This window comes from Streptomyces avidinii (assembly GCF_045161815.1).
Lineage (GTDB): Bacteria > Actinomycetota > Actinomycetes > Streptomycetales > Streptomycetaceae > Streptomyces > Streptomyces avidinii.
The window spans coordinates 5,283,574-5,297,422 of record NZ_CP108863.1; the positions used below are offsets into that span (position 1 = coordinate 5,283,574).

Consider the following 13,849-nt stretch of genomic DNA (forward strand, 5'->3'; position numbering starts at 1 on the left):
GCCGCGGCCGGGGACCTCGTACGTCCCCGGCCGGGACCGGCGCGGCGGTGTGGTCACGGTGGAGCGAACCGCCGTGCAGCGAGCGTGCAACGGTTGCGCGCATCCCCTCACTCATGGCCGGGAACGCTGTATACCCTCAGAGCCGAAACTTCTTCCGCACGGCCCGTCAGGAGCAGCGATGCACGGCCCCGGCCTTCAGCCGCAGCACGGCCCCCAGTCCAATTCCGGGGGTGTGACGGCATTGCGCGTGGTGTTCATGCTGCTGCCCATCCTCAGCTGCGGCTTCCTCGCCTGGGGGTCGATGCTGCGGCTCGCCCTGGTCACCCGCAAGTCCCGTGACTGGGCGCTGATGGTGGTCAGCGGCATCCTCGCCGTCGTGTGGATGACGCTGATCCAGATCGACCCCACGCCCAATGTCAACGGCTGGCAGGGCAACCTGGGCGCCGGTGGCTCGATCCTCACCGGTTTCGCGATCTGTGTGTACTTCCTCGTCGCGGACATCAAGCACCACGAGGCCCTGCGGAACGCGCCGACCGCCCAGTGGTACCCGCAGCAGGCTCCGTACGTGCACCCGCAGCAGCACGGGCCCGCCTACGGGTACCCGCCCGCCACGGCGACCACCGTGCCCTCCACCCCGACGTCGACGCCCAACCCGGCGCCCCCGCAGGTGCCCCCGCAGGCGACCACGCCCCCGCGCATCGGGCAGGTCCGCGCCGAGCTCGACGAGCTCAGTGAGCTGCTGCGCAAGCAGACCCCGCCGGCCGGGGGCCCGCGTCACGATCCCCATCAGACCCCGTTCCAGGACCCGAACCGGTGACCGAACGCCTCATCGGCGACCGCTACCGGCTCGCGAGCATCCTCGGACAGGGCGGCATGGGCCAGGTCTGGACGGCGTACGACCAGCGGCTCGACCGCCGCGTCGCCGTCAAACTGCTGCGTCCGGACAAGGTCGCCGGCCCCGGCACCGTCGCCGAGGAGCTGCGCCGCCGCTTCGTGCGCGAGTGCCGGGTCACCGCGCAGGTCGACCACCCCGGCCTGGTCACCGTGCACGACGCGGGCAGTGACGGCGACGAACTCTTCCTCGTCATGGGCTACGTGGAGGGCGCCGACCTCGCCGACCACCTCGCCGAGCACACCCCGTACCCCTGGCAGTGGGCGGTCTCCGTCGTCGCGCAGTTGTGCTCGGTCCTGTCGGCCGTGCACGCGGTGCCGATCGTGCACCGGGACCTGAAGCCGCGCAATGTGATGGTCCGGCCGGACGGCACCGTGCTCGTCCTGGACCTCGGCGTGGCCTCGGTGATGGACACCGACACCACCCGCCTCACCAGCACCGGCTCACCCATCGGCAGCCCCGCGTACATGGCACCCGAGCAGGCCATAAGCGGCGCCGTGGGCCCGTACACCGACCTCTACGCCCTCGGTGTGCTGCTCTACGAACTCCTCAGCGGCAACGTCCCCTTCGTCGGTTCCACCGCCCTCGGGGTCCTGCACCGCCACCTGTACGAGCCCCCGGTCCCGGTCCGCCAACTGCGCCCGGAGATCCCGCAGGAGCTGGAGAAGATCCTGCTCCACCTCCTCGCCAAGGACCCGCAGGACCGGCCCGCCTCCGCCCAGGAGGTCTACGAGGCCCTGGCCCCGCTGCTCCCCGCCCGCGACGGCCGCACCCCGGTCGGCCCGCTCGACCCGACCCGGCCCTTCCTGCGCCCGCAGGCACCCTGGCCGGACCGGGCCACGGCCGTCCCGCCGCGGCCGAGCACCCCGCCCGCGCCGCCGAAGGCCGATGTCCCCGGCGCCGTGGACGAGGCCCGCAAGCTCCTGGACCAGGGGCGGCTCACCCAGGCCGTGGACATCCTCGGCGGGATCCTCCCGGCGGCGGCCGCCGAGCACGGGGAGCACTCCCCGGTGGTCCGCTCCCTGCGCAAGCAGTACGCGGCCACGCTGATGGACGACGGCCAGTACCGCCGCGCCCTGCCGGAACTGCGCCGCCTCGCCGACGAGTTCCCGGCCGGCGACCCGCAGTCCCTGCGCTTCCGCTACGACGGGGCCCAGTGCCTGGAGCAACTGGGCGAGCCGGCCGCCGCCCTGGCCGAGTACCGCTCACTGCTCCCGTTCTTCGAGAACCACTACGCCAACCCGGACCCGGGTCTGCCGCTGGAGGTCCGCCGCCGGATAGCCCACCTGCTGCTCTCCCTCGGCGACCGCCAGGCGGCCCACGAGAACCTGGCCCGCCTGCTGTTCGACGCGGAACGGCTGCACGGCCCGGCCCACCCCTTCCCGGCCGAGATCCGCCGCACCCTGCAGTGGCTCAGCCAGGTCCGCTGAGGCCCGGCCGGCGCCGCCGCCCCCTCACGAACAGCAGGACCAGGACCAGAGCCGCCGCCCCGGCCACGGCGGCCCCCGGGACCAGACCCGGCGGCCGGAACGCGCAGCTCACCCGGGTGGTGCCGGGGGAGAGCGGAATCGCCACCAGCCCCAAATGGGCGGCGGCCGGGCGGTCGTTGCAGGTCCAGCCGGCGATCGCGGGCACCGAGAGGACCGCCGTGCCGGTCGTGCCCGGCGGGAGCGTCGCGTGGACCCCGGAGGAGCCGACCCGGACCGAGGTGGCCGCCGTGGCCCGCAGGTGGGCCACCGCCCCGTCGAGCCGCGCCCGGTCCAGGCAGGACAGGGTCCACCGCGCGGGCGGGGCCGCGTCGAAGACCAGGGCCGAGGAGTCCCCGCGGGAGAGGCCCATCGGCTGGAGGGCCGCCCGGTTGCGGGGGGCGTTTCCGTTCAGCCGGAAGGCGGGGCCGTCCGCGAGTCGGGCCGTCGCGTTGTACTCCGGGGCCCACAGGTAGGCCTCCGTGCCCGCGCGGCAGACACCGGGCGCGAGCGGGTCCTCGTAGACCCGGGTGCCCAGCAGCGCCTCCTGGTTGGCGAAGGGGGAGTCGTCCGCGTACGCGAGGGGGGCGCCGGGCGGGCGGACCGTCACCAGCGGGGGCACCTGGGCGCGCAGGACCGTGCCGTCGGGCCGCAGGCGCGCGCCGACCGCGAAGACGGCGTCCGTCACCGGGTTGTCGATGCTCTGGACGTTGCGTCCGCGGGAGGTCCAGCCGGCGCCGAGCGCGACCATCGTGCGGGTGAACACGTCCGGGGTGTGGCTGCTGTAGTACGCGCCGCCCTCGCCGCCGAGCAGCAGCGGGTCGTTGCCCGACAGCGCGGGCCGGCTCGGGTCGGTGCGGTACGCGGGCCAGCCCTCGGCGCCGGCCAGCGCCTCGGCGCGCGCGGTGTGCGCCCGCCCCCAGGACGGGTAGTCGTCCAGGCCGCCCAGCTTGCCCTTGTGCCCGTAGGCGGTGGTCGCGGCGGCCTGCGCCAGCAGGACCAGGGCCAGCAGCCCGGCCGCCGGCCAAGCGAGCCGGCGGTGGCGCAGCGCCCACCAGGCCGCGCCCGCCAGCGCCAGCCCTCCGCCGAACAGCGCGTAGCCCGCCGCCGTCACCAGGGTGCTGTCGTGCGCCCACAGCACGGCGGCCGCCAGTACGCCCGCACCCGCCGCCAGCGCCGGCAGCCGCGGCGGGCCCGCCGCCAGCCCGGTCCAGGCGGCGATCACGGCGATCCCGGCCAGCACGAAGGTCTGCCGGTACGGGCTTCCGTTCGGCGTGGCGAACAGGTGCCAGGCCAGGTGGGTGGGCGCCCACTGGAGGGAGAGCGCCACGGCCACGGTCAGCCCCGACCACCACAGCCGGGTGCGCAGCGGGACCGCCCGGTGGAACGGCAGCGCGGCCACCAGCAGCAGTGTCCCGGTGCCCACGAAGACGGCGGGGGAGGAGAAGGAGTACGTCCCCGGCAGCAGCCGGGCGAACAGGTCCGCCCAGGACACCGGCAGGAACTCCTTGACCCACCCCGGGTAGGCCTGCCCGGAGCTGAGGAAGAGGGGCAGGAGCACGGGCGCCGAGAGCGCGATCCCGAGCACGGTCGTCCCGGCCGCCCGCCCGATCACCGGCAGCCGGTGCGGGGCGCCCTCCCGGGTGAGCACCACCCGTACCAGCAGGACCAGCGCGGCACCCAGCGTCGCCATGTAGGCGGTGTAGAAGTTGGCCGTCCAGCAGACCGCGACGACCAGGGGCGCGAGCAGGATCCGCCGCCCGCGCAGGGCCCATTCGCCGGTCAGGCACAGCAGGGGGAAGGCGATCAGACCGTCCAGCCACATCGGGTTGTAGGAGGCCTCGATCACCGACCAGCCGCACAGCGCGTACGAGGCCCCCAGCAGCCCGGCCGCCCACCAGCGCCCGCGGCGCTGCGTGCGCAGCAGCCAGCACATCGCCGCCGCCGCGGCCGACATCTTGAGCACGGTGACGACGTACACGGCGAGGTCTATGTCCGCGCGCGGGAAGAGCCCGACCAGGACCGCGAAGGGGCTGGTCAGGTAGGTGCCCAGGTCCGGCAGGAAGCTCATGCCGTATCCGGACCGCCAGTTGAACAGCAGTCCGCCCTCCGCGCGGCCGTGCAGGAGGTCCCACAGGTGCGCGTGGAAGGGGACGAACTGGTTGCCGAGGTCATTGATGCTGCGGTGGCGCGATCCGTACGGGAAGACGCGCGCGGCGGCGTCCCCGGCACACACGGCCACCGCCGTGAGGAGGGCGGCGAGCGCCGAGCCGAGCAGACTGCGGCGGCGCGGCGAGGGGTGCGTTGTCGACATGGTGGGCCGACCTTGGCAGCGCCGGGTGACCGAAGGGTGGCCTCAGGGTTGCCGGAGGCCGATCCGGTCGTCGCCCGGGGGCCGGGGTCCCCAGGATGGGTGACGGGTGGCGCGGCGGGTGCGCCGATGCCGGCCGACTCGCTTATGAACGGTGCGTGTTCGGTCCGCGTGTGAATCGTTGGTCGAACCGGTGGTCCGGATCACCGTGACCTCATAACATCGATCACCGCACGGCCCTTTGTGCATCGACGCACAATCTCCCGGCCCTGGAGGCTCCTTTGCACCGTCGCACAGCGCTCTCCGTCTCCGCCGCCCTGCTCGTGGCGGCGCCCCTGCTGTCCGCCTGCTCGGGCGAGCCGCGTCCCGGCACCGCGGCCGTCGTGGGCGGCGAACGGATCACCACCTCCGCGCTCCAGGCCCAGGTGAATGACGTCCGCGCGGCGCAGAACCGTTCCGGGCAGGCCGCCGCCGAACTCATCGCGAGCACTCCCCACCTGGAGCGCCAGAGGCTCGACGCGATCCTCCAGAGCCGGATCATCGACAAGATGGCCGACACCGCCGGGCTCGCGGCCACCCAGAAGGACGTCGAGGACGAACGCAAGACCTACGCCGACGAGAACGGCGGGAACGCGCAGTTCGAGGCGCTGCTCCTGCAGAAGGGGGCCATGGCCCCCGCCCAGGTCGACCGCTTCCTCCGGGACCGGGTGCTCCTCACCAAGCTCACGGCCAAGTACGGGGCCGGGAAGCTGGAGGAGCCCGCACGGGCCGCCGTCAAGGCGCTGCACATCGAGGTGAACCCGCGCTACGGCGCCTGGGACGCCAAGGAGATCAAGCTCGGGAACGGCGAGACGCCCTGGATCACCCAGCGGACCCGGCCCGAGCAGCCCCCCGCCGGAGCCTGAGACCCCGAGGGCCCGGAGCCCCGGGGGCCCCGGGGGCCCCGGGCCGTGGACCGGTGGATCGGAGGTAGGTTCGGAGGGTGACCGACCACTCCGGACCCGCTGCCGACACCACCGCCACCGACGCCGACGAGCCCACGGGCCGTATCGTCCTGCTGACCACCAGCCACCGGGTCGCCCCCGGCGTGCTGTCCTGGCCGGCGTGGCAGATCCTGCACGCCGCGGACCGGGTGCTCTGCGCCGACCCGGGCCACCCGCAGCTGCCGTACCTGCGGGAGGCGGGCATCGAGGTCGCCTTCGAGAGCCCGGACGCGCACGCGCTGGTCGAGGCCTGCGCGGGCGGCCGTACGGTCGTGGTGCTCCCGGGCGGCGAGGGCGATCAGCGGCTCACCGACGGCCTGGCCCGGCTGGCCGGCTCGGGCCGGGTCTCCATGCCCGACCTGGAACTCCTGCCCGGCTCCTACGACCTGCCCGGCGCGCGCCTGCTCGACCTGGTCCAGGTGATGGACCGGGTCCGGCGCGAGTGCCCGTGGACCTCCCGGCAGACCCACCGGGGACTGGCCAAGTACGCGATCGAGGAGGCGTACGAGCTGGTCGAGGCCATCGAGGACGGGGACCGGGACGAGCTGCGCGAGGAGCTCGGGGACGTGCTGCTCCAGGTGGTCTTCCACGCGCGGATCGCCGAGGAGGCCGGCGGGAACGGAGAGGACGGCGAGGACGGCGAGGAGGGCGAGGAGGGCGAGGGCGGCGAGGGCGGCGATGACGCGGCGGCGGCCTTCTCCATCGACGACGTGGCCGGCGCCCTCGTGACGAAGCTGATCCACCGGCATCCGCACGTCTTCGGCGACGCGCAGGCCGAGACCCCGGAGGACGTCAGCGCGCACTGGCAGCGCACCAAGGCGGTGGAGAAGCGGCGGGAGTCGGTCACCGACGGGATCCCGGTGGGCCAGCCCGGTCTGGCGCTCGCGGCCAAGCTCGCGGGCCGGGCCCGGACGGGCGGTGTGGCCGTGGAGCTGCCCCGCGGCGAGGGCATCGGGTACGAGCTGCTGGAACTCGCGGCCCGCGCCGAGGCGGAGGGGATCGACCCCGAGACCGCGCTGCGCGCGGCGGCCCGTGCCTACCGGGACGCGATCCGGGCGGCCGAGGGCCTCGCGGCGCCGGGCGAGTAGCCCCGGGCGGCCCCCTGGTACGTCCTCCTAGTACGTCCTCGGCGCGCGGGCCGAGGGGTTGTGCCAGTGGGGCGTCGGCGGGTTCAGGAACCACTCGCCGAAGCCCAGCGGGCGGTCCCCGGGTGCGGGGCCCCGGGCCGGGACGGCGTCGTGGAAGAGGCGTCCGGGGCGGGCGCCCAGCTCCTGGAGGAGGTGGGCGGTCTCGTCGACGAACTGCGGCGGGCCGCTGAGGTAGACGTCCTGGTCCGGCCACATGGCCCGGTGGCCCAGCGCCGTCGCGAGCCGGTCGGTGGCCTGGTTGCGGTGCCGGCCGGGGGCGGGCGTGATGTAGGTGACGGCGAGCCAGCCGCAGCGGGCGGCGTACGCGTCGATGAGCGGGCGGTCGTAGAGGTGCGCGCCGTCCCGGGCCACCACGAAGAGCCGTACGTCCTGGTCGGGCGGATGCTCCGCGAGGTCCTCCAGCATGGCCCGGATCGGTGCCCAGCCGGTGCCGGCGGCGATGAGGCTGACCGGGCGGTCCTCGCGGCGGAAGACCAGCTGCCCGCCGGCGGCGCCGAGGCGCAGTACGTCCCCCGGCCGGGTCTCGCGGACCAGGGCGGTGCTCAGGCGCCCCCGGTCGATCCGGCTGACGTGCAGGTCTACGGTGCCGTCGGGGCGGGGGGCGTTGCCGATGGAGTACGTGCGCCAGGTCGTCGGGACCCGATCGCTGCTCACGCTCGTGTACTGGCCCGGGAGATAGGGGAAGGGCAGGTGCGGCCGCAGGGTCAGGACGCCGATGTCCGGCCCGTACTGGAGGTGGCGCACGACCTCCGCGTCCCACCAGGGCGGGTCCTCGTTCCCTTCGGCACCGGCCGTCATCGCGTCGGCGATCACCTGGTAGGCCTCGGCCCAGGCCTTCTCGACCGGCGGGGTCCAGGCCGCGCCGGAGGTCTCGGCGAGCGCGGCGAGCAGGCTGGCGCCGACGGCCGCGTAGTGCTCGGGGCGGACCAGGAACTTGCGGTGGTCGCGTCCCAGGTCGTGCAGGTAGGGGCGGAGCGTCCCGTCGTCGAGGTGGGCGATGACGTGGGTGAGCGCGGCGAAGAGCCGGTCCCGCTGGCGCTCCATGTCGTGGAGGGAGTCCGGGAAGAGGGCACGAACGCCGGGGTTGTGCCAGAAGAGGTGGGAGTAGAAGAACTTGACGGCGTGCTCGGCTCGTCTCTCCACCACCGCGAAACTGCTTTTCAAGATCTTCACATCCACAAAACCGAAAGTAGGAATGTCGGAGAAGGTCACGTCAAGGGATGGCCGATCTACGGACAGCCGCGGCGAACCGCCCATATCGGATGGGGGCTCGGTGCCGGGATACGGTCTTGGGGTGCACGAGCAGACCTCCGCGAACCCGGCCGACACCCCTCCCGCCGAGGGCCCCACCCTCTTCGACTGGGAGTTCGCGACCGACCCCTACCCGGCCTACGCGTGGTTGCGCGAGCACTCCCCGGTGCACCGCACCAAGCTGCCCAGCGGGGTCGAGGCCTGGCTCGTCACCCGGTACGCCGACGCCCGCCAGGCCCTCGCCGACCAGCGGCTCAGCAAGAATCCGGCGCACCACGCGGAGCCCGCGCACGCCAAGGGCAAGACCGGGATCCCGGGGGAGCGCAAGGCGGAGCTGATGACGCACCTGCTCAACATCGATCCGCCGGACCACACCCGGCTGCGGCGGCTGGTGTCGAAGGCGTTCACCCCGCGCAGGGTCGCCGAGTTCGCCCCGCGGGTGCAGGCGCTCACCGACCATCTGATCGACGCCTTCGCGGCCAGGGGGGAGGCGGACCTCATCCACGAGTTCGCCTTCCCGCTCCCCATCTACGCCATCTGCGAGATGCTCGGGGTGCCGCGCGAGGACCAGGACGACTTCCGGGACTGGGCCGGCATGATGATCCGCCACGGTGGCGGTCCGCGCGGCGGGGTCGCCCGGTCGGTCAAGCAGATGCGGACCTATCTCGGTGAACTCATTCACCGCAAAAGGGATGATCTGGGCGACGATCTGATCTCCGACCTGATCCGGGCCAGCGACCACGGCGACCATCTGACGGAGGGCGAGGCCACTGCGATGGCCTTCATCCTGCTCTTCGCCGGCTTCGAGACCACCGTGAACCTCATCGGCAACGGGGTCCACTCCCTCTTCGTGAACCCCGACCAGCGCGAGCGCCTGCAGGCCTCCCTCGCGGCCGGCGAGAGCGCGCTGCTGGCCACCGGGGTCGAGGAACTGCTGCGCTACGACGGCCCCGTGGAGCTGGCGACCTGGCGGTTCGCCACCGAGCCGCTGACTCTCGGCGGCATGTCCGTCGCCGCCGGCGATCCGGTGCTGGTCGTCCTCGCGGCCGCCGACCGGGACCCCGAGCGGTTCGCGGACCCGGACACCCTCGACCTCTCCCGCACCGACAATCAGCACCTCGGGTACGGCCACGGCATCCACTACTGCCTCGGCGCCCCGCTCGCCCGGCTCGAAGGGCAGACCGCGCTCGCCACCCTGCTGACACGCCTGCCCGATCTGGAACTTGCTGTTCCGTCCCAAGACCTGCGCTGGCGTGGGGGGTTGATCATGCGGGGACTGCGCACTCTTCCCGTTCGCTTCACGGCTCAAAACACTTAAGCGGAGTCTGATTAAAAGTCAGATCCAGCTTGAACTTGTGACAATCGTTCGAAGGCCGCTAGGTTCTGCCGTTACCGAGCTGTTATGCGAAAGGTGCACCTACATGCGTTCCGGGAACGGCCGTCACAGACGCCCCCGCCAGGTCCCCGCGCTGGTCGTCACAGCCGGAGTCACTGGCTCCGCACTGGCCATGCCGCTGCTCGCGGCCACCAGCGCCACCGCTGCCGACACGTCCACATGGGACAAGGTCGCCGAGTGCGAGAGCGGTGGCTCCTGGAGTGCCAACTCCGGCAGCGGCGCCTACGGCGGACTCCAGTTCACCCAGGAGGAGTGGCAGGGTGCCGGCGGTCTCGAATTCGCCGAGCGCCCCGACCTTGCGAGCCGGTCCCAGCAGATCGCGGTGGCCGAGCGGGTGCTGAAGTCCACCGGTCCGCAGGCGTGGCCGCTGTGCGCGGCCTCGGCCGGCCTGGACCGGGAGAGCCCCGCCGCCCAGGTCGACCCCGGTCTGCCCGGCGGTAAGGGCCCTCTCGCCCCCGCCCCGTCCCGCCCGGACGACGTGGTCCCGTCCACCGGCGGCGGTGTGCGGTCCACGGACTACGGCGCGCCGACCCCGGCCCCGACCCCGTCCGGCACCCCCTTCCTCATTCCCGACGCCCCGTCCGTCGGACTGCCCGTCATGCCCGCGCCGGACGTCCCGACGACGCCTCCCGTGGACCCGACGGCCCCGACCCTGCCGGGCGACCCGACCACCACGCCGGCCCCCGTCGACCCGACGGCGCCCACGCTGCCGGTGGACCCGACCGCGCCGACGACCCCGCCGGCCACGCCCGGACTGCCTCCGGTCGACCCGTCGGCCCCTGCGACCCCCGGGTCCCCCGCGACCCCGCAGACGCTGGGCGCCACTCCCGCAGGGGGCGGCGGCAAGCACCGCGGTGCCCCGGCGACCGAGCCGACGGCCCCCTCTGACGCCGCGTCGGGCCCCACGTACACGGTCCAGGTGGGCGACAGCCTGGCGACCATCGCGGTCGCCAAGGGCGTAAAGGGCGGCTGGAACGGTCTCTACGAGGCCAATGAGCAGGTCATCGGCGGGGACGCCGATCTGATCAAGCCCGGCCAGAACCTGGATCTAACCACGCAATAAGGGCAGTTCAGTTATCCGGAAAGAGTTGAATGTCGCTTTTCTGCAAGTGAGACATGCATCTCTTCCGGTCAACTGGCGTGTCTCGCCGCGGGGCTTCCGCAAACCCCGTCCTCACCTGCGCAAACATCCCTCCGGGGAGCGCAAGTAGGGGCCGTTTCTCCCCGATGTTGCTCGTTGAACATCGGGGAGAGACCTGTCTACCTTCTGAATCGCTCGCCACCGCGGGCTCCTTCGACCGCATCGCCGAATCCTGCCGGCGGACGGGGGGAACAGTCGTCGCGTCAAGCGCCGAAGGCAGGAGCGGGGGAACCAAGGTAGGTGCCGGGAGCGGCCGTTGAGAGACGGTCACGCCACCGGCTTGGGGTTAAGACGTGCGCTAGGTCGCACGGCCGGGCAACTCACTCGCCCGAACCCGACAGCTCACCTCGTAGGCGTCGGTGAGGAGAACTCCATGCTGCTTTCCGGCAAGGGCAAGCACCGTCGCGGTACTGCAATCGAGCGGTCTGTCCGGATCGTCACGCTCGCCGGTGTCGCCGGTGTGGCCGTGGCCGCGCCTCTGATGGCCGCGGGCACCGCCAGCGCCGCCACCGCTTCCGAGTGGGACAAGGTCGCGCAGTGCGAGTCCGGCGGCAACTGGGCCATCAACACGGGCAACGGCTACTACGGCGGCCTGCAGTTCTCGTCCTCCACGTGGGCCGGCTTCGGCGGCAAGTCGTACGCCCCGCAGGCCAACCAGGCCAGCAAGGCGCAGCAGATAGCCGTCGCGGAGAAGGTCCTCAAGAGCCAGGGCAAGGGTGCCTGGCCGTCCTGCGGCAAGGGCCTGTCGGGCTCCGCCTACAACGGTGGCGGTGCCGAGACCCCGGCGCAGAACAAGCCCCAGTCGAAGCCGAAGACCGAGACGAAGAAGACCGAGACCAAGGTCGCGCCGAAGACCAAGCGCGCAGAGGCCCCGGTCACCCGCTCCGAGCGCACCGAGACTCCGGCCGCGCCGAAGACCGGCAACGGCTCGTACGAGGTCAAGCCGGGCGACACCCTGGGCACCATCGCCGAGGCCAACGGCGTCAAGGGTGGCTGGGAGAAGCTCTTCGAGCTGAACAAGGACATCGTCTCGGACGCCGACCTGATCTTCCCGGGTCAGAAGCTGAAGCTCAGCTGAACAGTGCGGCAAATGCCGCAAAACCCTGCACCCGCGGTCCGCTGACTGTGTGCAGGATGTCCACCGCCCGGCGCGTGCCCCACGCGTCGGGCGGTGCCGTGTGCGGCCCCGAAATGCCGATGATCAAGAGACCTATGTCCCGGAAGAAGGGTATTCGGGCCCTTTTTCGTCCCAGGGTCCGGGCGGTCGGCCGGTCGAGTGCCCGGAGCCGGTTAGGCTCTAGGCGGCAAGGCCATCCCACGGCCTGACACGCCACCGCACACCCAGCGTCACATCCCAGAAGGAGATGCTCGTGCCGTCCATCGACGTCGTCGTAGCCCGGGAAATCCTGGACTCCCGAGGCAACCCCACGGTCGAGGTCGAGGTGGGCCTCGACGATGGCAGCACCGGCCGTGCTGCAGTTCCGTCCGGCGCCTCCACCGGTGCCTTCGAGGCCATCGAGCTCCGTGACGGTGACCCCAACCGTTACTTCGGCAAGGGTGTCGAGAAGGCCGTCCTCGCCGTCATCGAGCAGATCGGCCCGGAGCTCGTCGGCTACGACGCCACCGAGCAGCGCCTGATCGACCAGGCCATGTTCGACCTGGACGCCACCGACAACAAGGGCTCGCTCGGCGCCAACGCCATCCTCGGCGTGTCCCTGGCCGTCGCGCACGCCGCGTCCGAGGCCTCGGACCTTCCGCTCTTCCGCTACCTCGGCGGTCCGAACGCGCACCTGCTGCCCGTTCCGATGATGAACATCCTCAACGGTGGGTCGCACGCCGACTCCAACGTGGACATCCAGGAGTTCATGATCGCCCCCATCGGCGCGGAGTCCTTCTCCGAGGCGCTGCGTTGGGGTGCCGAGGTCTACCACACCCTCAAGAAGGTCCTGCACACCAAGGGCCTCTCCACCGGCCTGGGCGACGAGGGCGGCTTCGCCCCGAACCTGGAGTCCAACCGCGCCGCGCTCGACCTCATCGTCGAGGCCATCAAGCAGGCCGGCTACACCCCGGGCAAGGACATCGCGCTCGCGCTCGACGTCGCCGCGTCCGAGTTCTACAAGGACGGCAAGTACGAGTTCGAGGGCCAGTCCCGCTCGGCCGCCGAGATGACCGAGTACTACGAGGAGCTCGTCTCCGCGTACCCGATGGTCTCCATCGAGGACCCGCTGTACGAGGACGACTGGGCCGGCTGGAAGACCCTCACCGACAAGCTGGGCACCAAGGTCCAGATCGTCGGTGACGACCTGTTCGTCACCAACCCGGAGCGTCTGGCCCGCGGTATCGAGGAGGGCTCCGCGAACGCCCTGCTCGTGAAGGTGAACCAGATCGGTTCGCTGACCGAGACCCTGGACGCCGTCGAGATGGCCCAGCGCAACGGCTTCAAGTGCATGATGTCCCACCGCTCCGGTGAGACCGAGGACGTCACCATCGCCGACCTCGCCGTCGCCGTGAACTGCGGTCAGATCAAGACCGGCGCCCCGGCCCGCTCGGACCGTGTCGCCAAGTACAACCAGCTGCTGCGCATCGAGGAGATCCTCGACGACGCCGCCGTGTACGCGGGCCGCAGCGCCTTCCCGCGCTTCAAGGGCTAATCACCCCCCTGAGGGGCTGGCCTCCGTACGTCCCCGCACTCGGTCCCGTACCGTGTGCGGGGACGTATTGCGTAGTGCGTACCTAGGGGAGGCGGACCAATGGCCGGGAACCGGGATCGGTTCTCCACCTTCTCCACCGCGACCAGGCTCAAGCAGCTCGGCGAGCGGACCGCCGCCCACGTCTACCGGTCGCAGTCGCGGCGTCAGGTCCGCCGCAGCCGGCTCACCGGCCGCGCCGCGCTCCTGGTGCTCGTCCTCTGTACGCTGGTCGTCGCCCTCGCGTACCCGATGCGCCAGTACGTCTCCCAGCGCTCGGAGATCGCGCAGCAGCAGCGGGCGGCCGCGGCCGCGCGGGACCGCCTGGAGCGGCTCCGCGACGAGAAGGCCCGCTGGCAGGACGACGCCTATGCGGAGCAGCAGGCGCGCAAGCACCTGCACTTCCTGCGCCCGGGAGAGATCAGCTACATCATGAGCGACCCCGGGGCCCAGCCCCCCGAACCGCACCGGACCGGCCACGCCGGCTCCGACCGCCCCTGGTACTCCAACGTCTGGGACGGCGTCGACAAGGCCGACCGCCCCGGCGACTGACCCGTACCGCCGTACCGCAGCA

Annotated in this window: 11 protein-coding genes and 1 riboswitch; of the genes, 9 read left to right on the forward strand and 2 right to left on the reverse strand. The window is 72.2% G+C overall.

Annotation, left to right across the window (positions count from 1 at the left end):
- The first annotated feature begins 232 nt into the window (after positions 1 to 232).
- Together OG373_RS23725 and OG373_RS23730 are read left to right on the forward strand one after the other, a co-directional pair.
- The gene (locus OG373_RS23725; protein WP_405440164.1) at positions 233 to 817 is read left to right on the forward strand and encodes a hypothetical protein; all 585 of its coding nucleotides are present in this window, start codon (positions 233 to 235) and stop codon (positions 815 to 817) included.
- Positions 814 to 2,322, forward strand: a complete 1,509-nt coding sequence (locus OG373_RS23730) for a protein kinase domain-containing protein (RefSeq protein WP_405440166.1) — start codon at positions 814 to 816, stop codon at positions 2,320 to 2,322. The genes OG373_RS23725 and OG373_RS23730 overlap by 4 nt, the downstream gene beginning before the upstream one ends.
- Here the strand turns inward: OG373_RS23730 and OG373_RS23735 are convergent.
- The gene (locus tag OG373_RS23735; protein ID WP_405440168.1) at positions 2,306 to 4,672 is read right to left on the reverse strand and encodes a YfhO family protein; all 2,367 of its coding nucleotides are present in this window, start codon (positions 4,670 to 4,672) and stop codon (positions 2,306 to 2,308) included. The two genes, OG373_RS23730 and OG373_RS23735, sit on opposite strands and share 17 nt — an antisense overlap.
- A gap of 278 nt (positions 4,673 to 4,950) precedes the next feature.
- Between OG373_RS23735 and OG373_RS23740 the strand changes: the two genes are divergently transcribed.
- Entirely contained in the window at positions 4,951 to 5,574 is a 624-nt protein-coding gene (locus OG373_RS23740) for a SurA N-terminal domain-containing protein (RefSeq protein WP_397730534.1), read from the forward strand.
- A gap of 77 nt (positions 5,575 to 5,651) precedes the next feature.
- A complete protein-coding gene (locus tag OG373_RS23745; protein WP_405440170.1) occupies positions 5,652 to 6,740 on the forward strand; it encodes a MazG family protein in 1,089 nt (362 codons plus the stop codon).
- Positions 6,741 to 6,767: 27 nt separating this feature from the next.
- Here the strand turns inward: OG373_RS23745 and OG373_RS23750 are convergent, their stop codons facing one another.
- A complete protein-coding gene (locus OG373_RS23750) occupies positions 6,768 to 7,946 on the reverse strand; it encodes a globin domain-containing protein (RefSeq protein ID WP_405440172.1) in 1,179 nt (392 codons plus the stop codon).
- Between the two features lie 148 nt (positions 7,947 to 8,094).
- Here OG373_RS23750 and OG373_RS23755 point away from each other — a divergent pair, with 148 nt between their 5' ends.
- The 5 genes from OG373_RS23755 (at position 8,095) to OG373_RS23775 (ending at position 13,827) form a co-directional block, all read left to right on the forward strand.
- The gene (locus OG373_RS23755) at positions 8,095 to 9,369 is read left to right on the forward strand and encodes a cytochrome P450 (protein WP_405440174.1); all 1,275 of its coding nucleotides are present in this window, start codon (positions 8,095 to 8,097) and stop codon (positions 9,367 to 9,369) included.
- Between the two features lie 103 nt (positions 9,370 to 9,472).
- Positions 9,473 to 10,510 carry a transglycosylase family protein gene (locus OG373_RS23760; RefSeq protein WP_405440176.1) on the forward strand — a complete coding sequence of 346 codons (1,038 nt, stop codon included), beginning with the start codon at positions 9,473 to 9,475 and terminating at the stop codon, positions 10,508 to 10,510.
- Between the two features lie 276 nt (positions 10,511 to 10,786).
- Positions 10,787 to 10,959, forward strand: a riboswitch (cyclic di-AMP (ydaO/yuaA leader).
- Between the two features lie 2 nt (positions 10,960 to 10,961).
- Positions 10,962 to 11,666, forward strand: coding sequence for a transglycosylase family protein (locus tag OG373_RS23765; protein ID WP_397730525.1), 705 nt, complete (start codon positions 10,962 to 10,964; stop codon positions 11,664 to 11,666).
- Positions 11,667 to 11,952: 286 nt separating this feature from the next.
- The gene (gene eno / locus OG373_RS23770) at positions 11,953 to 13,239 is read left to right on the forward strand and encodes a phosphopyruvate hydratase (RefSeq protein WP_266936331.1); all 1,287 of its coding nucleotides are present in this window, start codon (positions 11,953 to 11,955) and stop codon (positions 13,237 to 13,239) included.
- Between the two features lie 99 nt (positions 13,240 to 13,338).
- The gene (locus OG373_RS23775; RefSeq protein WP_030387096.1) at positions 13,339 to 13,827 is read left to right on the forward strand and encodes a septum formation initiator family protein; all 489 of its coding nucleotides are present in this window, start codon (positions 13,339 to 13,341) and stop codon (positions 13,825 to 13,827) included.
- The last annotated feature ends 22 nt before the right edge of the window (positions 13,828 to 13,849 follow it).